This window comes from Pseudomonas sp. ASL8, from assembly GCF_056680355.1.
The window spans coordinates 2,228,108-2,245,658 of the sequence record NZ_CM155278.1 but is presented as its reverse complement, the minus strand read 5'-3'; the positions used below and the strand labels follow the sequence as shown (position 1 = coordinate 2,245,658).

Here is a 17,551-nt window from a genome sequence, read left to right as displayed (position 1 = left end):
CCTCCTTCACTATATTCGGAAGCGTCCTACAGCCGGCTTGGCCCCCTTGGCAATAGACTGTCCAGCCGACGAAGACAAGGACTGGCACGTATGGCTAACCACGGTTACATGACCCTGGCAGGTAAGACTCAAGGACTGATTTCAGCGAGCTGTTCAACCCAAGAGTCCATGGGCAACAAATATCAGTCTGGCCATACCGACGAAATAATGGTGCTGTCCTACAACCACAACATGGTCAATATTGGAAATATCGATAGGCCAACCCACCACCCGATTATCATAACCAAAAACGTTGATAAATCATCGCCACTACTTGCTCAAGCGCTCTCAAGCAGAGAAGAAATAAACGGTACCATCAGTTTCTACCGCGTATCTCCCGCGGGGAAGCAGGAAAAATTTTATTCAGTGTCGATCAGTGGTGGGATTATTTCTGACCTGACGCTTGATATGCCGCATGTCATTTTACAATCCGATGCAGAACCTCAAGAACATGTCGCTATTCGCTACCGCGAAATCACCTGGAGGCACCACTTGGCGGGGACCAGCGGCCATAGCTTTTGGGGCGAAGAGGGATGAAACCCAACCGTTATGACCTCTGGGATGTCCACCAAGCCGCCGGCCAAGTGCTGGCGCAAGCCCATAGCCTCAGCGCTCGCCACCTTAGTCATGGCATCCCGCGTGTGCACTTCAATCGGGAAGTGGCCTATTACGCAAAGCGCATTGTCGATGATGTCGAGCTCGGTCATAAAACCCCCGAACAAGGCATACAGGCGCTGCGGCAAGAACGGAACGACCTGTTAAACCAGGCGCAGGCCGTGGTACGCAACGGCCACGTTGCAATAAGCGACGGGGTCAAGCGCATCCCGGCATACAGACTCACCCAACCCGTATTACAACCCGACCCCGAGCGCTTATTGCGCTTTGTCCATGCTCAACACCTCAACACGCCTGACGAGAAGGCTCAGCACACAACACAAGCGGCAGCCCCGCCACCTCCCGTCGAAACGCATAAGTTTTCCCCCCGAGAACAATGGCCAACGCCAATCGAGTTACACGACCCAGGGTTCTACATCGTCCCCAAGAGCACAAAGGCGGAACAGCTGGAAGCGCAGCTGTTCACCTCACGCAACCCGGCCGTGATTGCCAAATTCAGGGCCCTTAACCCTGGGTTGGATCAGGTAAAAGCGGGGCAGATGATCGTGCTAAGCGATCCCGAAAATCCGCGATGCACCCGAGAAGAAGCGCTGCTGATGGCAACGGCAAGCCGGGTGAATGAGGCGCTGGCGGACCTTAGCCCGGAAGAAGCCGATTTCATGGTCCGCCACCGTGACGAAATCGAATCATTCCTCACACATGGCGCCACCGCGATCGGCGTAGGAACGGCGATTTTCGCCAAGAATCTGGCCGATGTGAAATTTCTGCTGCAAGAGATAGAAGCCTTGCATACGCGCACCTTTGAGCAACATGGACACCTGCGCTCGGCGGAGTTCTTTGCCGACCGCAAGCGCCTGGTTACCCAGCTCGATACCCAACTCACCTCGCTGACCAAAAAAAGCATCGGCTTCCCCGACCACCCGAAGCTGAAAACTGCTCTGGGTATTTCCAGCCGCAGCCTGGTGCATCGCGCAGGAAGAGCGGGCGGATTCGGCCAGAACCCCGGCTATGCCACTCGCCTGGCCGCAGTGGCCAAGGCCTCCAAGTACGTCCAATACGGCGGCTGGGTCGGCACCGCTGTCGGCGGTGGAGCTTCATACATGAAGGTTCAAGACGTTTGCACAGCGGGCAATACCGAGGCCTGCGAAAAGGTGAAATACACCGAAGGCGGAGGCTTAGTCGGCGGAGTCGCGGGGGGTGCTGCCGTTGGTGCGTATTTAGGCGCTGCTGGGACTGGCACTATCTGTGTAGCTCTCGGGGTGCCTACTGGTGGAATAGGACTGCTTGTATGCGGCATTGTGGTAGTTGGAGGAGGTTCTTTCGCAGCGGGTGCTATTGGAGGAATAGTTGGTGAAACAGCAGGTGAAAAAATTTACGAGGCCACTAAATGAGCCTGAATACCGCTGACAAAATTTTCCTCTGTGTCGCCTTAATTGATTTAGGAGGTATCTTCGTTTGGCTTGGCGTCGCGCTACATCTCGCGTACACCAAAATGGACAGGATGTTGGACCACTTGAAGAACTGTCCCACTATTATGATCCGCACGTTTTTAATAAACACAGGCCCTTGGGGAAGGTTGATCGTACTCGGCGCAATAACGGGACTAATGATCACGCCTAGAATCCACCTCCGTATTGGAGGGGCCAGTGCTGAGGACCTAAACAACTTTCCTGCCGACCTTAAACGCAAACTTATTGTATTGTACTGGACGATCGGGATACTTGTATTGGCAATGTGTGGACTTGCAGCGGTAGTCAAGCTTGGCCTTGTCTAACCCCGCGGTATACGGCTGCTCGCCTTAGGCACGACTAGTGAACTTATTTACGAGGTTACTCAATGAGCGTGAGTACCGCTAACAAATTCATCCTATGGATCGGATTAATTGGTTTTGGAGGCGTGTTCGCTTTTCTTGGCGTTGCGCTGCATCTCGCCTACACCAAGATGGATATGATGCTGGGCCATTTAAAAAACTGTCCCGCTGTTATGATCCGGGCCCCCTTTAAGAACGGCGGGCCTGGAGGAAGGCTGTTTGTACTGGGTGCAATAATGGGGCTAATGACAGTCCCTCGTCTCTATCTCCGCGATGGAGGGGCTAGCGCTGAGGATTTAAAGAGTTTCCCTTCCGACCTTAAACGCAAATTGATTGTATTGCACTGGGGCGGCTGCGTGCCTCTATTGGTATTGTTTGGAATGGTTGCAGTAGTCGAATTTGGTCTTGTCTAACCTATCGAGTATACAGCAGCTTGCCCTCGGGAAGGGATGCAAAGTAATTTACGAGGTTGCTCAATGAGCGTGAGTACCGCTGACAAAGTCTTCCTCTGTCTCGGTTTAATCGATTTTGGAGGTATCTTCGTTTGGATTGGCATTGCGCTGCATCTCGCGTACACCAAGATGGATCTGATGTTAGCCCATTTGAAACACTGCCCCGCTGTTATGATTCGAGCCCCCTTTAAGGATGGAGGCCCTTCAGGGAGATTGTTTGTGCAGGGTGCAATAATGGGGCTAATGACCACGCCTCGTCTCTATCTCCGCGATGGAGGGGCTTGCGCGGAGGATCTAAAGAACTTTCCTGCCGACCTTAAACGCAAACTGATCATTTTGCATCGGACCGGCTGGGTACTGCTATTGGTGATGTGTGGGCTCGCAGCGGTAGCCAAATTCGGTCTTGTTTAACACTTCGGGTACATGGTTGTTCACCGGCGCCGGGCTCGCTTAATCGAGTCGAGATCGCGGCACGGGTTGGGCTAGCAACCTACAACAACGATTGCGGCACAAAAACGGGACGGGATCGCCTACGGGGATCAGCGCTTGGTTCCGTTAGTGTAGAGCGCCATGCTTTCGCAAAGTTTTTCGATGGCATCGAGCATTTGCCCGCTCGGCCGCTCCAGACCGTTGTCCAGAATCTGCAACAGTTGCCCATGAGCAACGGCCGCGACCTGGGGCCATACGCGCCAGGCATCGAGCTGAGCGGTGCTGCTTGCCAGGATGACATCGGGATTGCGTTGCAGCACCGACTCCAGGCTGACTTGCGGCGCCGCCAGCGGCAGGTCGGCGAATACGTTTTCACCCCCGCACACCTTCAGCGCATCGCTGATGATCTGCCCGCCGCCAACGGTGTACAGCGGGCGATCCCACACTTGGTAGAACACCCGCAACGGCACCTCTCGCCGGTAACGCTGACGCAGGGTGTTCAACCGGGTGCTGAACACCTGAGCCATTCGTTGTCCGGCTTCCGCGCGCCCCAACTGCGCCGCGACGTGCTCAAACTGAGCCGCCAACTGGTCGAGACTTTGCGGTTCGACGGTATAGGTCGGGATACCCAGGTGCTTTAATTGCGTGCGCTGGGCAACCCCGACACTGCCGGGCCAGAGCAACAGCAAATCAGGCTTGAGGCTGAGCAGACGCTCCATTTCCAGTTGGCCGTAGCGACCGACTGACGGCAGCCCAGCCACCTCGGCCGGGCGTTCGCCGCCATCGAGCACGCCGACCAGCAGGTCGCTTGCGCCCAGTTCGACAACGATTTCAGTGAGGGATGGTGCGAGGCTGACTACCCGTTCGACAGCCTGTGCCGGACTGACGAACGCCAGCAGCAGGCAAGCGAAGAGCCGGTTCATCAGCCCAATTGGCGGGGGATGCGATAGAGGTACAGCAGCACCACGCTGGAAAACGCCAGCAGGAACAACGGCACCGCCTCCAGCCCGACGAATACCGCCAAGGCGGAGATCCACGCAGGCAGGCCGGCAGCAAGAAACGCGCTGCGTCGACGGGCGGCGAGCTCGATCCAGGCAGCAGGCTCTTCAGGGCTATTCAGGGATTTTTCTGTCGCGATCAAGGCGCGCTTGTAGGCGCCAAAGAAGCGCAAGCTGACAAACATCGATGCGATGCCGGCAATGAAAATCGGCATTGCCAATACTGGAATAATGGCTTCGTTGCGGCCGAAAAACCCGTTGACCACCACCAGCGGCGCCAGCGTCAGGAACAGCTGCCACCACCAGGCAAGCGCCAGCCGACGACGCACATTACTGCGCGTCACGCGCGATCAACCTCGTCCAGATGCTCGTTGCCCATCATGTGACCGAGCTTGCCGGCCTTGGTCGCCAGGTACACTTTGTTGTGCGGGTTATGCCCGGTGTGCAGCGGCACGCGCTCGGCAACGGTAATCCCCATGTCGGTCAAGGCTTTGACCTTACGCGGGTTGTTCGTCATCAAGCGCAGGGATTTGACGCCCATGTGTTCGAGCATCGGCAGGCAGATCGCGTAATCACGCTGATCGGCGGCGAAGCCCAGACGTTCGTTGGCTTCAACGGTGTCGGCGCCGCCGTCCTGCAATTCATAAGCGCGGATTTTGTTCAGCAAACCAATGCCCCGGCCTTCCTGTCGCAGGTACAGCAATACACCACGGCCTTCAGCAGCGATGGCACGCAACGCGGCTTCCAGTTGCGAGCCGCAGTCGCAGCGCTGGCTGAACAGGGCATCACCGGTCAGGCATTCGGAATGCAATCGGCCCAGAACTGGCTCGCCATCAGCCACGTCACCGAGGCTGAGTACGAGGTGCTCACGCCCGGTCGCCTGCTCGAGAAAACCGTGCATGGTAAATTGCGCAAAAGGTGTGGGCAGCTTGGAAGCGGCAACAAAGACGACGGGCACCGTTGTGCTCCTGATCATATTGAGGACTGGAGATTCGCAGAGGCAGCATTGTAACAGCAGGTTCTGACAGACGCTTAGGCTGAATTATCACCTATCAAGATCGATAGACTTGATCAGTCACCCGCAGACGCCTGACACGTTTAAGCGAATGCCCACATGAGACCCTGCATCCCCAGCCAGGCAAAAACGCCGGCCAGCACATCGTCGAGCATGATTCCCACGCCGCCGTGTACGTTTTGATCGATCCAGCGAATCGGCCACGGCTTGAGGATGTCGAAGAAGCGGAACATCAAAAAACCCGCCAACAACCAGTACCATCCTTCCGGTACCAGCCAAAGGGTTATCCACATCCCGACCATTTCGTCCCAGACGATGCCTTCGTGGTCGTGCACACGCAGGTCATCGGCGACCTTGCCGCACAGCCAGAAGCCGAACAGCATGGTGATGCCGAGCATCAGCCAATAGCCCCAATCGGGCAGCATCTGCCACAGAGGAATGAACGGCAGTGCGACCAGGGAGCCCCAGGTACCGGGCGCCTTGGGCAGCGTGCCGGAGCCGAAACCGAACGCCAGAAAGTGCCAGGGATTGGTCCACACCGAGGGTGGGACTTGATCCGCAGGGACCTGTTTTGGATGATCTGTCACGGAGTCTCCCTAAAATGTTGATAGCCCCGTGTCGACGGAGTGACGTCCTGCCCATCGCCATCGATCAAGACCACACCCTGCCCCGCCACGACCCGACCGACCACATGCACCGAGAATCCGGCGGCGAGCAACCCGGCCAGTTGCGACGCTGGCAGCGTGAACGCCAGGACATAATCATCGCCCCCGCCAAGCGCCGCGTCCCGAGCCGCCTCCAGCCCGAGAAACGTCGTGAGCGGGGCTGACAGCGGCAACGCATCGCGCTCGACCACCACACGCACACCAGAGGCCAAAGCGATATGCCCACAATCGGCCAATAACCCATCGGAAATATCCAGCGCCGCCGTGGCCTTGCCCCGTAAGGCCAGACCCAGCGCCAACTGTGGCTGCGGCGACCAGTATTGCGCCAGCAACGCGTGAGCGATAGAGGCCTCGGCACTGCGCTGGTTCAACACCAATGGCAAAGCACCCGCCGCATCGCCCAATGGGCCACCGACACACAATAGATCACCCGGTCGAGCGCCACTGCGGGTCAGCGCCTGACCCGCAGGAACGCGTCCGAACACAGTCATGGTCAGGCTCAATGGCCCACGGGTGGTGTCGCCACCCACCAGGCTCAGCGAGCAGCTCTGCGCCATCAGGTTCAGACCGTGCGCAAAGGCTTGCAGCCAGTCAGGATCGACGTCGGGCAATGTCAGGGCGAGGGTGAATGCCAGTGGGGTTGCGCCCATGGCGGCCAGATCGCTGGCAGCCACCGCGAGGGCACGCTGCCCCAGCAGAAAGGGATCGCAGGCGTCGGGGAAGTGCACCCCGGCAACCAGGGTGTCAGTAGAAATCGCCAGCTGTTCGCCGGGCGGCACAGCCAGCAAGGCGCAGTCGTCGCCGATCCCCAATACGACTCCCTCACCCGTCTGCGCACACGGCGCAGCGGCGAAAAAATTGCGGATCAGCTCGAACTCACCCATAGGATGCAGGCGCCGGGGATCTGGAATAGAAAGGTACCAAGCGATGCTCAGGCACTTCTCATCCAGAGCCTCTTAGCGCTTGTAAGCCTTCACTTCGGCTTCGCGCAAGCGAGGAGCCAGTTTGTCCAGTACGCCATTGACGAATTTGTGGCCGTCAGTGGAGCCGTAGACTTTCGCCAGCTCGATGCCTTCGTTGATCACAACACGATAGGGCACGTCGACGCGCTTGAGCAGCTCATAGGTGGACAGACGCAAAATCGCCAGTTCAACCGGGTCGAGCTCTTCAAGGGTGATGTCCAGGCAAGGCACGAGGGCAGTATCGATCTCGGTCTTGTTGGACGGTACACCGTGCAGCAACTCACTGAAGTACGTGGCATCGACATTGGTGAAATCGTTATCGACGCGAAACTGCGCCTCGATTTCATTGATCGAATGACCAGCCATGTGCCACTGATACAGGGCCTGAGTCGCCAGCTGACGCGCTTCGCGACGCTTGGCGCTTTTGCTCTTGGCGACTGCAGGATCTTTTTCGTCCCGCGGGTTGAACTGGTCGCTTTCGTCGGAAATCATTTGGCCTCCAGCTGAGAAAGCAGGCTGACCATTTCGATCGCGCACAGCGCAGCTTCGGCGCCTTTGTTACCGGCCTTGGTGCCGGAACGCTCGATGGCTTGCTCGATGGTGTCAACCGTCAACACGCCGAAACATACCGGCACACCGAACTCCATGGAAACCTGAGACAGGCCTTTGACGCATTCGCCCGCCACGTACTCGAAGTGCGGCGTACCGCCACGGATCACAGCGCCCAGGGCGATGATCGCGACGTATTCGCTGCGTTGGGCAACTTTTTGCACTACCAGCGGAATTTCGAAGGCACCCGGCGCGCGGATGATGGTGATGTCGCTTTCGCTCACGCCATGGCGAACCAGTGCATCAACGGCACCGCTCACCAGGCTTTCGACGACGAAGCTGTTGAAACGGCCAACCACCAGGGCGTAGCGGCCTTGGGGAGCGATGAAGGTACCTTCGATGGTCTTCAGGGTCATTCGGGTGAGTCTCGTCTTAAAGAGCAAGCACGCCCGATCGGCGCGCTTTGAGGGATTTTAGGCCACCAATTGCAGACTGTCGGGCAGAAAGCGTGAAAGCCATCAGGTTTTCACACACTGCCCAACCGGTCTTTATTCGGAGGGCACGTATTCTACAACTTCCAGATCGAAACCGGATATCGCATTGAACTTCATTGGCGAACTCATCAGGCGCATTTTACGCACGCCCAGGTCACGAAGAATCTGCGAACCGGCACCAACGATGCTGTACGTGGTCGGGGTTTTCACCGGCACGTTTTCGGCAGTGTCACGAATATGCGCGAGCAAGACGTCACCATTGAGCGGGTGACCCAGCAACAGCACCACGCCACTGCCCGCCTCGGCGACCGCGACCATCGCAGCCCGAAGGCTCCAGCGGCCGGGCTGCTTGACCATCAGCAGGTCGCGCAGCGGGTCCATGTTGTGCACGCGAACCAGGGTTGGCTCTTCGGCGCAGATGTTGCCCAGGGTCAGCGCCATGTGCACGTCACCTTCGACCGAATCGCGGTAGGTCACCAGATTGAACTGGCCCAGTTCGCTGTCCAAAGGCTGCTCGGCAATCCGCTGAACGGTACGTTCGTGGATCATCCGGTAGTGAATCAGGTCGGCGATGGTACCGATCTTGATCCCGTGTTCGGCAGCAAAGGTTTCGAGTTCGGCGCGACGGGACATGGTGCCGTCGTCGTTCATCACTTCGCAGATCACGCCGCTCGGTTCGAAACCGGCCATGCGCGCCAGGTCGCAGGCAGCCTCGGTGTGGCCGGCACGCGCGAGGGTGCCACCGGCCTGAGCCATCAGCGGGAAAATATGACCCGGGCTGACGATATCCTCGGCGGTGGCATCCTTGGCGGCAGCGGCCTGCACCGTGCGGGCACGGTCGGCGGCGGAGATACCGGTGGTAACGCCGGTAGCGGCTTCGATGGAGACGGTGAACTTGGTGCCAAAACCGGAGTTATTACGCGGCGACATCAACGGCAGCTTGAGGATTTCGCAGCGTTCACGGCTCATCGGCATGCAGATCAGGCCACGGGCGTGCTTGGCCATGAAGTTGATGTGCTCGGCTTTGCAGCACTCGGCGGCCATGATCAGGTCGCCTTCGTTCTCACGGTCTTCGTCATCCATGAGGATGACCATCTTGCCCAGGCGGATGTCTTCAACCAGTTCTTCAATGCTGTTGAGCGCCACAAGGCACCCCCTTTCGGTTCAGGATTTGAGGTAGCCATTGGCGGCTAGAAAGCTTTCGGTGATGCCGCCTGATGAGTGGCTCGGCTCTGCGGCCTTGTCTCCCAGCAACAGACGTTCCAGATAACGCGCCAGCAAGTCCACTTCAAGGTTGACCTTACGACCCGGCCGGTACTCGGCCATGATCGTTTCAGCCAGGGTGTGCGGGACAATCGTCAGTTCAAACTCAGCGCCATTGACCGCATTCACCGTCAGGCTGGTGCCGTCGACGGTGATCGAGCCTTTGTGCGAAATGTACTTGGCCAACTCACGCGGTGCGCGGATACGGAACTGGATAGCGCGCGCATTTTCTTCGCGGGACAGAACTTCGCCGACACCGTCGACATGTCCGCTGACCAGGTGACCACCCAGACGCGTGGTCGGTGTCAGGGCTTTCTCCAGATTGACCGGGCTGCCGGTCTTCAGATCGACGAAAGCGGTGCAATCGAGCGTTTCGCGGCTGACATCGGCCCAGAAACCGTCGCCGGGCAACTCGACGGCGGTCAGGCAGACGCCGTTCACCGCAATACTGTCGCCGAGTTTGACGTCGCTGAGATCAAGCTTGCCAGTGGCCACATAAACGCGGATATCCCCGCCTTTGGGGGTCAGAGCGCGGATGCTGCCGATCGATTCAATAATGCCGGTAAACATGTGGTCCTCCACGAGAACAAGGCCAGCGCTGTGCGATGGCCGGAAATTATACGCTGCCAGCGGTCACGGGGATGGCAATCACTCGCCAATCATCACCCACTGCGCGCATTTCAACGATTTTCAACGCTGGCGCCTCACTCATCTGCGCCAACGGCAGATCAAGCAGCGGCCGAGCCGTTGAACCGAGGAACTTGCCCGCGATAAAAATCTGATACTCATCGACCAACCCCAGCCGCGTGAACGCGCCGGCCAATCGGGGACCTGCTTCGACCAACACTTCATTGACGCCACGGGCGGCCAGTTCGTGCATCAGCTTGCGCAAATCAACATGCCCACCGCTGTTGGCCAACGCCAGCATTTCATGGCCTTGATCGTGATAACGCTCACGCGCCTCAGCCGCCGCGCAGGTTACGACGAGCGTGTTGCCGGCCTGAAAGAATGGCGCGTCGAGGGGTACGCGCAAGCGCCCGTCGATCAACACCCGCAGCGGCGGCCGGGTGACGGCCAGCGCAGTCAGTTCGGCCCCCAGGCCCAGCTCATCCGGGCGCACCGTCAGGCGCGCGCCGTCTGCCAACACCGTGTCGGCGCCGGTCAGCACCACACTTGATTGCGCACGCAAGCGCTGCACCGCTGAACGCGCGGCAGGGCCGGTGATCCATTGGCTTTCGCCGCTGGCCATCGCCGTGCGCCCGTCGAGGCTCATCGCCATCTTGACCCGCACGTAAGGCAGGCCGTGTTCCATGCGTTTCAAGAAACCTTTGTTCAGCACGCGGGCTTCGCCTTCGAGCACGCCGCTCTGCACGGAGATCCCCGCCGCCATCAACCGCAGCAGGCCTTTGCCCGCAACTTCAGGATTGGGGTCCTGCATGGCCGCAACCACGCGCGCGACCCCGGCATTGACCAGTGCATCGGCACACGGCGGAGTCCGCCCCTGATGGCTGCAAGGTTCGAGGGTGACGTAAGCGGTGGCGTCGCGGGCCTTGTCGCCCGCCTGTCGCAGCGCATGCACTTCGGCGTGCGGCTCACCGGCGCGAACGTGCCAGCCCTCGCCGACGATCTGTCCATCGCGCACAATCACGCAACCCACGCGAGGGTTCGGGTGCGCGGAGTAAATGCCTTTGCGCGCCAATTCCAGCGCGCGCGCCATGTAATGCTGGTCCAGAGCGCTCTGCTCAGTCGATGGCAGGCTCACTCTTTCACCGGTTCGCGGGCCAGACGGTCGATTTCTTCGCGGAACTCATTGAGGTCCTGGAAGCGCCGGTAAACCGAGGCAAAGCGGATGTACGCCACTTCGTCGAGCTTCTGCAGCTCACCCATCACCAGCTCACCGACCACCAGCGATTTCACCTCGCGCTCACCGGTTGCCCGCAGCTTGTGCTTGATCCGCGCCAATGCGGCTTCCAGACGTTCGACACTGACCGGGCGCTTTTCCAGCGCTCGCTGCATGCCCGCTCGCAGTTTTTCTTCGTCGAAGGGCTGACGACTGCCGTCTTGTTTAATCAGACGTGGCAGCACCAGTTCGGCGGTTTCGAAGGTGGTGAAACGCTCACCGCAGGCCAGGCATTCGCGACGGCGACGCACTTGTTCGCCCTCGGCGACGAGGCGCGAGTCGATGACCTTGGTGTCGTTGGCACCGCAAAAGGGACAGTGCATGGTGGCAGGCAACAAAAAAAGGGAGGCTCATGGTAGGGCGAGTCGTCATTTATTTCCAGCGCTGCAACTAATTGCGGCTTTCCTCTGGCGCATCCCGCTGGCAAGACAATACTTAAGGTTTGCGGTATATAGTCGCGCGGCAGGCGGTGTGAAATTTATACGGCTGGGCAATACTGCACGACGCGCCTCGGCCGCCCCCTGATTTTTTCTGTTTTGTTGGAGCTGTTCATGTCGCTACGACCGCTTGTTTTGCTCAGTCTTGTCGGCCTGCTGGTCGCCTGTAGCAGCGAGCCACCCAAACCTGTCGCGGCCAAATCACAAGCGACGCAAGTGATTAAAATCCCTGCCAGCCTTGGCCCCTTGCTGCCTTATCAACGGGAACTGAGTGGTCAACTGCTCGGTGTACCGGCTGGCGCGGAAGTCGAGCTGGCGCTGCTGTTAATCGATGAGCGCAGCCGCCCGCAACGCCTGCTGGCCAGCACCAAGCTGCTCGGCAACAACCAGTCCCTGCCGTTCCAGCTGCGCTTCAACCCGGAATCCTTTCCGGCGGGTGCGCGCGTCGAACTGCGCGGCCGTGCCAGTCAGTCCGGTCAGTTGACCCTGCACCTGCCCTCGGTACGTATCAATGAAGCCTCCACCCAGGCGATGGGCCCGTTGCAGTTCGTACCGGCGCCATGACACCTCCGCATGACCTGCAACGGGCGCTGAGCGAACTGCTCGGCGACGCGCAGCTGGTTGCCACCGAGTTGCCGGGCACCGCTTTGAAACTCTGGCTGATTGATGCCGACAACATGGATCGCGCCTTCAGCCCGGAAGAAACCCGGCGCATTCTTGAAGAACCGCCGTACTGGAGTTTCTGCTGGGCCAGCGGTCTGGCATTGGCCCGCTTTCTCGCCGAACAACCGCAGTGGGTGGCGGGCAAACGCGTCCTGGATTTCGGCTCAGGTTCTGGCGTAGCAGCGATTGCAGCAGTGAAAGCCGGCGCGCTGGAGGTGGTGGCCTGCGACCTGGACCCGCTGGCCCTCGCCGCGTGCCAGGCCAATGCCCGGCTGAATGAGGTGCAACTGAGTTACTCGGCAGATTTCTTCGCCGAGACCGACCGCTTCGACCTGATCCTGGTCGCCGACGTGCTGTATGACCGCGCCAACCTGCCATTACTGGATCAATTCCTCAGTCGTGGCCGCCAGGCATTGGTTGCCGACTCGCGGGTGCGCGACTTCCAGCACCCGGCTTATCTCCGATTAGCGATGCTTGAAGCCCACACCCTGCCCGATCTGGCAGAGCCTGCGGAGTTTCGTAACGTCAGCCTTTATCACGCGTGCCGCGACCCGGCCTGACGCACACCGCTTTCGACAAAACGCCGCGACCTTTATAGTTGCCGCCATTGAACGACTTCCGAGACTAGCGATGAGCCAGGACACCCCGTACATCTTCGACGCCACCAGCGCCGACTTCGACCAACTGGTTATCCAGAAGTCATTCCTCACGCCGGTGCTGGTGGATTTTTGGGCTGAATGGTGCGCGCCGTGCAAAGCGATGATGCCGGTCCTCAAGCAAATCACCGAGGGTTACCAGGGCGAGTTGCTGCTGGCCAAGGTCGATTGCGACGCCGAGCAAGACATCGTCGCCCGCTTCGGCATCCGCAGCCTACCAACCGTGGTGCTGTTCAAGGACGGCCAGCCGGTAGACGGCTTTTCCGGTGCGCAGCCAGAGTCGGCTATTCGCGCGATCCTGGAACCGCATGTGCAAATGCCGCCACCCGCCGCTGCCGATCCGTTGGAACAGGCGCAAACGCTGTTTGCCGAAGGCCGGATCGCTGACGCCGAGGCGGTGCTCGTAGCCTTGCTGAGCGAAGACAACACTAACGCGCTGGCGCTGATTCTGTACGCACGCTGCCTGGCCGAACGCGGCGAACTGGGAGAAGCGCAGAGTGTGCTCGAGGCGGTCAAAGGTGACGCCCATAAAGCCGAGCTCGCTGGCGCGCGTGCACAACTGACCTTCCTGCGCGAAGCCGCCGAACTGCCCGACGTCGCCGACCTGAAAACCCGCCTGGCGCAGAATCCTCAGGACGATGAAGCCGCTTATCAACTGGCGATTCAGCAACTGTCACGCCAGCAATACGATGCGGCACTGGATGGCCTGTTGAAGCTGTTCATCCGCAACCGCAACTACGCCGAAGGCCTGGCGCACAAAACCTTGCTTCAGGTATTCGACCTGCTGGGCAACGATCACCCGCTGGTCACCACTTACCGTCGCAAGCTGTTTGCTGCGTTGTATTAACTGACCCAGCTATAGAGCGGTGCATCTGTGCCGCTCACGACGTTGACCTCGGCACTGTGACGCATGCGCACCATCAGGCGTTTTCCCGCTGCCGTGCTGCCCGTCAGGCCTTCCAACTGGTTGAGCAAATCCGGCCCGCTCATTTGCCCGGCCTTGCGCAGTAATTCTTTGGCGACTTGCCAGACAGCGTCGTCCTGATTGACGGGCTGCGCAGCGGCCTGCTCAGTCGCAGGTTTCGTCGTCTGCAATTGCGCACCCAACCGGGCCCAGTCGCCGTCATCCAATTCCAGGGTCAAGTCCACCGGCCACTCGCCGAGGGTTCCACGGATACGCAACATGATCTCGTTACCTTTTTCAGTGAACACCCAGTGTAGGAGTTGGCGTGCCTGCGATAAAGGCCGAAGGACTTTCCGACGAAGGTGAATCCAGCTTCTTTTGCGACCGCTGCGCGATCGATCGCGGGCAAAGACCGGGCGTCCCCACGCGCCGCATGGAAAACTCGGTGTGTCACGAAGCAACAAATGTTATAAGATCACATAACACTTTCCCACATCCATGCCGTGCCCGGAGATTCTTTATGCGCCGCCTGCTGCTCGCCCTGCCTTTTGCCCTGCTTCCACTGGCCATTGCTCATGCCGCCGAAGAAAAGGAGCATGCCAGTCTCGGCGCTCACGAGCACGGCGTCGCGCAGCTGGATGTAGTGCTCGACAGCAAGACGCTGGAATTCGAGCTGCGTAGCCCTTCGATGAACATCGTTGGCTTCGAACATCCCGCCAGCACCGATGCAGACAAGGCCAAGGTCGCCGAGGCCCGCGAGCTGTTGCTGAAGTCGCAGGCGCTGTTCAATCTGCCGTTGGCGGCCAAGTGCGCAGTGCTGGCACAAAAACTGGAAAGCCCGTTGTTCGGCGACAAACCGGATGCCGACGATCATGACGGCGACCATGCAGACCATGATGATCACGCCAAGGGCGAAGGTGAAGAGCACCATCACGAGCACAGCGAGATCCATGCGCATTACCAATTCGTGTGCGACACACCGTCCGCACTGAAGAAACTCGACCTGACGCAACTCTTCAAGACCTTCCCCGCTACCCATAAAATTCAGGTACAACTGATCGCCCCGAGTGGTCAGCAGGGTGTTGAAGCAACGCCAGAAAACGCCACGCTGAAGTTCTGATAACCCCCGGTGAACACGCCTCAAATGACCCAAGCACTTATCGAGCTGTCCGATCTTGGCTTTTCCTGGCCCGGTCACGCACCGTTGCTGGATATCCCTGCATTTCGTCTGGAGCCGGGTGAGACCTTGTTCCTGAAAGGCCCCAGTGGCAGTGGCAAAACCACTCTATTGGGGCTGTTGGGCGGCGTGCAAAAACCCAACCGAGGCAGCATTCGCCTGCTGGGTCAGGAGCTGACACAGCTGTCAGCCGGAGGTCGCGACCGTTTCCGGGTCGATCACACCGGGTATATTTTTCAGCAGTTCAACCTGCTGCCGTTCCTGTCGGTGCGTGAAAACGTCGAGCTGCCCTGCCGCTTCTCCAAGTTGCGCACCGCGCGCGCGACCCAGCGTCATGGCAGTGTCGATCAGGCCGCCGCAACGCTGCTCGCGCATTTGGGTTTGAAAGACCCGGCGCTGCTGAGTCGCCGCGCAGACTCGTTGTCCATCGGCCAGCAACAACGGGTCGCTGCGGCCCGGGCACTGATTGGCCAACCGGAATTGGTGATCGCCGACGAGCCAACGTCCGCACTGGACGCCGATGCCCGCGAGGCGTTTATTCGCCTGCTGTTCGCCGAGTGCCGCGACGCCGGGGCCAGCCTGTTGTTCGTCAGCCATGACCAAAGCCTGGCGCCGCTGTTCGACCGTAACCTGTCGCTGTCCGAACTCAATCGCGCCGCCATCGCCGCAGAGGTCTGAGATGTATTTGTTTCGCCTAGCCATGGCCAGTCTGGCTAACCGCCGATTCACCGCCTTTCTCACTGCATTCGCCATCGCCCTGTCGGTCTGTTTGTTGCTGGCCGTCGAACGCGTGCGCACTGAAGCCCGCGCCAGTTTTGCCAGCACCATCAGTGGCACCGACCTGATCGTCGGCGCCCGGTCTGGCTCGGTCAACCTGCTGCTGTATTCGGTGTTCCGCATCGGCAACGCCACCAACAATATCCGCTGGGACAGCTTCGAGCATTTCGCCAACGACCCTCATGTGAAGTGGGCGATCCCGATTTCCCTCGGCGACTCCCATCGTGGCTACCGTGTCATGGGCACCAACGAATCCTATTTCGAGCACTACCAGTTCGGCCGCCAGCAACATCTGGAGCTGGCCGACGGTCGTCCATTTGCCACTGACCCTTTCGAAGTGGTGCTGGGCGCCGAAGTTGCTGACGCCTTGAAGTACAAGTTGGGCGATAAGCTGGTACTGGCTCACGGGGTCGCGGTCGTCAGTCTGGTCAAGCACGACGACAAGCCATTCACCGTGGTCGGGATACTCAAACGCACCGGCACGCCAGTGGACCGCACGCTGCACATTAGCCTCGGCGGCATGGAAGCGATTCATGTCGACTGGCACAACGGTGTACCGGCTCATGGAGCCGGGCGCGTCAGCGCTGATCAGGCACGCAACATGGACCTGACGCCGACAGCGATCACGGCATTCATGCTTGGCCTCAACAACAAAATTTCGACCTTCGCCGTGCAGCGCGATATCAATGAGTTCCGGGGTGAACCGATGCTGGCGATTCTGCCCGGCGTAGCCCTGCAAGAGCTCTGGAGCCTGATGGGCACCGCCGAAAAAGCGCTGTTCGTGATTTCGCTGTTCGTGGTACTGACCGGGTTGATCGGGATGCTTACCGCAATCCTGACCAGCCTCAATGAAAGAAGGCGCGAAATGGCGATCCTGCGATCCGTGGGCGCTCGCCCTTGGCATATCGCCAGCTTGTTGATACTCGAAGCCTTCGCCCTGGCCTTGGCGGGCGTGGTCAGCGGCCTGGTCCTGCTGTACGTCGGCATCGCAGGGGCCCAGGGTTACGTGCAATCCAGTTACGGCCTGTTCTTGCCGCTGTCGCTGCCCAGCGAATACGAGTGGACCCTGCTCGGTGGTATTCTCTGCGCCGCGCTGCTGATGGGCACCGTGCCAGCCTGGCGCGCGTATCGCCAATCGTTGGCTGACGGCCTGTCGATTCGTTTATGAGGACACCCATCATGTCGCGCCCGCTGCTTACGCTGTTGCTGCTGATCGCGCCCTTACTGGTCACGACGCCACTCTTGGCTGCGCCGCCGAAGGACTTGACCTGGGCGCAGATGATTCCGCCGGACGCCCCGGTGATCGCCCCACAAACGGCGCCGATCCATAACTTGTCCGGCATGGCCGATGCGTTGTCTGCCGAAGCCGCGCCGGCTGCAAAGCAGCAATCGCCGTCCGCCCCCGTGGTCAAATCACTGGACGGTCAACAGATCAGGTTGCCCGGTTATATCGTGCCACTGGAAGTCAGCGAAGAGGGTCGGGCCACCGAGTTTTTGCTGGTGCCCTACTTCGGCGCCTGCATCCACGTACCGCCACCGCCCTCGAATCAGATCGTCCATGTCACCAGTAAGGTCGGCGTAAAACTCGATGAGTTGTATCAGCCTTACTGGATCGAAGGCACGATGAAGGTCGAAGCCTCCACCAGCGAACTGGCCGATGCAGGCTACAAAATGGAGGCAGACAAGATTTACGTCTATGAGTTGCCTGAGTCCTGATATTTTTTAGTCTCATGGCAATTTCATTGC

23 protein-coding genes are annotated in these 17,551 nt (G+C 59.4%); 11 read left to right on the top strand and 12 right to left on the bottom strand.

Features of this window, described 5'->3' with window-relative positions:
- The first annotated feature begins 90 nt into the window (after positions 1–90).
- The 4 genes from AC1MEA_RS10210 (at position 91) to AC1MEA_RS10195 (ending at position 3,327) form a co-directional block, all read left to right on the top strand.
- A complete protein-coding gene (locus AC1MEA_RS10210) occupies positions 91–576 on the top strand; it encodes an Hcp family type VI secretion system effector (RefSeq protein WP_219062726.1) in 486 nt (161 codons plus the stop codon).
- On the top strand, positions 573–2,045 hold the full coding sequence (locus AC1MEA_RS10205; RefSeq protein WP_480917646.1) for a hypothetical protein: 1,473 nt from the start codon (positions 573–575) through the stop codon (positions 2,043–2,045). Before AC1MEA_RS10210 ends, AC1MEA_RS10205 begins: the two co-directional genes overlap by 4 nt.
- 445 nt (positions 2,046–2,490) lie before the next feature.
- Positions 2,491–2,877 (top strand): hypothetical protein, encoded by a 387-nt coding sequence (locus AC1MEA_RS10200; protein ID WP_480917645.1) that lies wholly within the window; start codon positions 2,491–2,493, stop codon positions 2,875–2,877.
- 63 nt (positions 2,878–2,940) lie between these two features.
- Positions 2,941–3,327 (top strand): hypothetical protein, encoded by a 387-nt coding sequence (locus tag AC1MEA_RS10195; RefSeq protein ID WP_480917644.1) that lies wholly within the window; start codon positions 2,941–2,943, stop codon positions 3,325–3,327.
- A gap of 128 nt (positions 3,328–3,455) precedes the next feature.
- On the opposite strand, the gene AC1MEA_RS10190 is transcribed toward AC1MEA_RS10195, so the two are convergent.
- The 11 genes from AC1MEA_RS10190 to nrdR form a co-directional block, all read right to left on the bottom strand.
- Positions 3,456–4,268: a cobalamin-binding protein gene (locus tag AC1MEA_RS10190; protein ID WP_480917643.1), complete on the bottom strand. Its 813-nt coding sequence runs from the start codon at positions 4,266–4,268 to the stop codon at positions 3,456–3,458.
- On the bottom strand, positions 4,268–4,687 hold the full coding sequence (locus AC1MEA_RS10185; RefSeq protein WP_219062732.1) for an MFS transporter: 420 nt from the start codon (positions 4,685–4,687) through the stop codon (positions 4,268–4,270). The genes AC1MEA_RS10190 and AC1MEA_RS10185 overlap by 1 nt, the downstream gene beginning before the upstream one ends.
- On the bottom strand, positions 4,684–5,301 hold the full coding sequence (gene ribA / locus AC1MEA_RS10180) for a GTP cyclohydrolase II (RefSeq protein WP_219062734.1): 618 nt from the start codon (positions 5,299–5,301) through the stop codon (positions 4,684–4,686). Before ribA ends, AC1MEA_RS10185 begins: the two co-directional genes overlap by 4 nt.
- A 140-nt stretch (positions 5,302–5,441) precedes the next feature.
- Complete coding sequence (locus AC1MEA_RS10175; protein ID WP_219062736.1) at positions 5,442–5,945, bottom strand: phosphatidylglycerophosphatase A family protein; 504 nt, start codon at positions 5,943–5,945, stop codon at positions 5,442–5,444.
- On the bottom strand, positions 5,942–6,907 hold the full coding sequence (gene thiL / locus AC1MEA_RS10170; RefSeq protein ID WP_480917642.1) for a thiamine-phosphate kinase: 966 nt from the start codon (positions 6,905–6,907) through the stop codon (positions 5,942–5,944). The genes AC1MEA_RS10175 and thiL overlap by 4 nt, the downstream gene beginning before the upstream one ends.
- A 72-nt stretch (positions 6,908–6,979) precedes the next feature.
- Positions 6,980–7,477, bottom strand: coding sequence for a transcription antitermination factor NusB (nusB, locus tag AC1MEA_RS10165; RefSeq protein WP_322182278.1), 498 nt, complete (start codon positions 7,475–7,477; stop codon positions 6,980–6,982).
- A complete protein-coding gene (ribH, locus tag AC1MEA_RS10160; RefSeq protein WP_219062741.1) occupies positions 7,474–7,950 on the bottom strand; it encodes a 6,7-dimethyl-8-ribityllumazine synthase in 477 nt (158 codons plus the stop codon). Before ribH ends, nusB begins: the two co-directional genes overlap by 4 nt.
- 132 nt (positions 7,951–8,082) lie before the next feature.
- Positions 8,083–9,174: a bifunctional 3,4-dihydroxy-2-butanone-4-phosphate synthase/GTP cyclohydrolase II gene (gene ribBA, locus AC1MEA_RS10155; protein WP_219062742.1), complete on the bottom strand. Its 1,092-nt coding sequence runs from the start codon at positions 9,172–9,174 to the stop codon at positions 8,083–8,085.
- Positions 9,175–9,192: 18 nt separating this feature from the next.
- Entirely contained in the window at positions 9,193–9,861 is a 669-nt protein-coding gene (locus AC1MEA_RS10150; RefSeq protein ID WP_219062743.1) for a riboflavin synthase, read from the bottom strand.
- A gap of 46 nt (positions 9,862–9,907) precedes the next feature.
- Entirely contained in the window at positions 9,908–11,008 is a 1,101-nt protein-coding gene (gene ribD / locus AC1MEA_RS10145) for a bifunctional diaminohydroxyphosphoribosylaminopyrimidine deaminase/5-amino-6-(5-phosphoribosylamino)uracil reductase RibD (protein WP_480918122.1), read from the bottom strand.
- A 41-nt stretch (positions 11,009–11,049) separates the two neighbouring features.
- Complete coding sequence (gene nrdR, locus AC1MEA_RS10140) at positions 11,050–11,514, bottom strand: transcriptional regulator NrdR (protein WP_219062745.1); 465 nt, start codon at positions 11,512–11,514, stop codon at positions 11,050–11,052.
- 228 nt (positions 11,515–11,742) lie between these two features.
- Between nrdR and AC1MEA_RS10135 the strand changes: the two genes are divergently transcribed.
- The 3 genes from AC1MEA_RS10135 (at position 11,743) to trxA (ending at position 13,794) form a co-directional block, all read left to right on the top strand.
- Positions 11,743–12,192: a hypothetical protein gene (locus AC1MEA_RS10135; protein ID WP_480917641.1), complete on the top strand. Its 450-nt coding sequence runs from the start codon at positions 11,743–11,745 to the stop codon at positions 12,190–12,192.
- Positions 12,189–12,851: a class I SAM-dependent methyltransferase gene (locus AC1MEA_RS10130; protein WP_480917640.1), complete on the top strand. Its 663-nt coding sequence runs from the start codon at positions 12,189–12,191 to the stop codon at positions 12,849–12,851. Before AC1MEA_RS10135 ends, AC1MEA_RS10130 begins: the two co-directional genes overlap by 4 nt.
- Positions 12,852–12,921: 70 nt before the next feature.
- Positions 12,922–13,794: a thioredoxin gene (gene trxA / locus AC1MEA_RS10125; protein WP_480917639.1), complete on the top strand. Its 873-nt coding sequence runs from the start codon at positions 12,922–12,924 to the stop codon at positions 13,792–13,794.
- Here trxA and AC1MEA_RS10120 read toward each other — a convergent pair.
- Positions 13,791–14,132, bottom strand: a complete 342-nt coding sequence (locus tag AC1MEA_RS10120) for a hypothetical protein (RefSeq protein WP_480917637.1) — start codon at positions 14,130–14,132, stop codon at positions 13,791–13,793. The two genes, trxA and AC1MEA_RS10120, sit on opposite strands and share 4 nt — an antisense overlap.
- A 239-nt stretch (positions 14,133–14,371) precedes the next feature.
- On the opposite strand from AC1MEA_RS10120, the gene AC1MEA_RS10115 reads away from it, so the two are divergent.
- The 4 genes from AC1MEA_RS10115 to AC1MEA_RS10100 are packed head-to-tail and all read left to right on the top strand — an operon-like array spanning position 14,372 to position 17,521.
- Positions 14,372–14,971 carry a DUF2796 domain-containing protein gene (locus AC1MEA_RS10115; protein ID WP_480917635.1) on the top strand — a complete coding sequence of 200 codons (600 nt, stop codon included), beginning with the start codon at positions 14,372–14,374 and terminating at the stop codon, positions 14,969–14,971.
- A 24-nt stretch (positions 14,972–14,995) separates the two neighbouring features.
- Positions 14,996–15,706: an ABC transporter ATP-binding protein gene (locus AC1MEA_RS10110; RefSeq protein WP_219062753.1), complete on the top strand. Its 711-nt coding sequence runs from the start codon at positions 14,996–14,998 to the stop codon at positions 15,704–15,706.
- Between the two features lies 1 nt (position 15,707).
- A complete protein-coding gene (locus tag AC1MEA_RS10105; protein WP_449635099.1) occupies positions 15,708–16,973 on the top strand; it encodes an ABC transporter permease in 1,266 nt (421 codons plus the stop codon).
- Positions 16,970–17,521 carry a DUF3299 domain-containing protein gene (locus tag AC1MEA_RS10100; protein ID WP_219062755.1) on the top strand — a complete coding sequence of 184 codons (552 nt, stop codon included), beginning with the start codon at positions 16,970–16,972 and terminating at the stop codon, positions 17,519–17,521. Before AC1MEA_RS10105 ends, AC1MEA_RS10100 begins: the two co-directional genes overlap by 4 nt.
- The last annotated feature ends 30 nt before the right edge of the window (positions 17,522–17,551 follow it).

Excerpts from the sequence above, each read along its gene's own strand:
- AC1MEA_RS10210 (WP_219062726.1), top strand. The coding sequence starts at position 91 with ATGGCTAACCACGGTTACATGACCCTGGCAGGTAAGACTCAAGGACTG.
- AC1MEA_RS10205 (WP_480917646.1), top strand. The coding sequence starts at position 573 with ATGAAACCCAACCGTTATGACCTCTGGGATGTCCACCAAGCCGCCGGC.
- AC1MEA_RS10200 (WP_480917645.1), top strand. The coding sequence starts at position 2,491 with ATGAGCGTGAGTACCGCTAACAAATTCATCCTATGGATCGGATTAATT.
- AC1MEA_RS10195 (WP_480917644.1), top strand. The coding sequence starts at position 2,941 with ATGAGCGTGAGTACCGCTGACAAAGTCTTCCTCTGTCTCGGTTTAATC.
- AC1MEA_RS10190 (WP_480917643.1), bottom strand. The coding sequence starts at position 4,268 with ATGAACCGGCTCTTCGCTTGCCTGCTGCTGGCGTTCGTCAGTCCGGCA.
- thiL (WP_480917642.1), bottom strand. The coding sequence starts at position 6,907 with ATGGGTGAGTTCGAGCTGATCCGCAATTTTTTCGCCGCTGCGCCGTGT.
- nusB (WP_322182278.1), bottom strand. The coding sequence starts at position 7,477 with ATGATTTCCGACGAAAGCGACCAGTTCAACCCGCGGGACGAAAAAGAT.
- ribH (WP_219062741.1), bottom strand. The coding sequence starts at position 7,950 with ATGACCCTGAAGACCATCGAAGGTACCTTCATCGCTCCCCAAGGCCGC.
- AC1MEA_RS10150 (WP_219062743.1), bottom strand. The coding sequence starts at position 9,861 with ATGTTTACCGGCATTATTGAATCGATCGGCAGCATCCGCGCTCTGACC.
- ribD (WP_480918122.1), bottom strand. The coding sequence starts at position 11,008 with ATGGCGCGCGCGCTGGAATTGGCGCGCAAAGGCATTTACTCCGCGCAC.
- nrdR (WP_219062745.1), bottom strand. The coding sequence starts at position 11,514 with ATGCACTGTCCCTTTTGCGGTGCCAACGACACCAAGGTCATCGACTCG.
- AC1MEA_RS10135 (WP_480917641.1), top strand. The coding sequence starts at position 11,743 with ATGTCGCTACGACCGCTTGTTTTGCTCAGTCTTGTCGGCCTGCTGGTC.
- AC1MEA_RS10130 (WP_480917640.1), top strand. The coding sequence starts at position 12,189 with ATGACACCTCCGCATGACCTGCAACGGGCGCTGAGCGAACTGCTCGGC.
- trxA (WP_480917639.1), top strand. The coding sequence starts at position 12,922 with ATGAGCCAGGACACCCCGTACATCTTCGACGCCACCAGCGCCGACTTC.
- AC1MEA_RS10120 (WP_480917637.1), bottom strand. The coding sequence starts at position 14,132 with ATGTTGCGTATCCGTGGAACCCTCGGCGAGTGGCCGGTGGACTTGACC.
- AC1MEA_RS10115 (WP_480917635.1), top strand. The coding sequence starts at position 14,372 with ATGCGCCGCCTGCTGCTCGCCCTGCCTTTTGCCCTGCTTCCACTGGCC.
- AC1MEA_RS10110 (WP_219062753.1), top strand. The coding sequence starts at position 14,996 with ATGACCCAAGCACTTATCGAGCTGTCCGATCTTGGCTTTTCCTGGCCC.
- AC1MEA_RS10105 (WP_449635099.1), top strand. The coding sequence starts at position 15,708 with ATGTATTTGTTTCGCCTAGCCATGGCCAGTCTGGCTAACCGCCGATTC.
- AC1MEA_RS10100 (WP_219062755.1), top strand. The coding sequence starts at position 16,970 with ATGAGGACACCCATCATGTCGCGCCCGCTGCTTACGCTGTTGCTGCTG.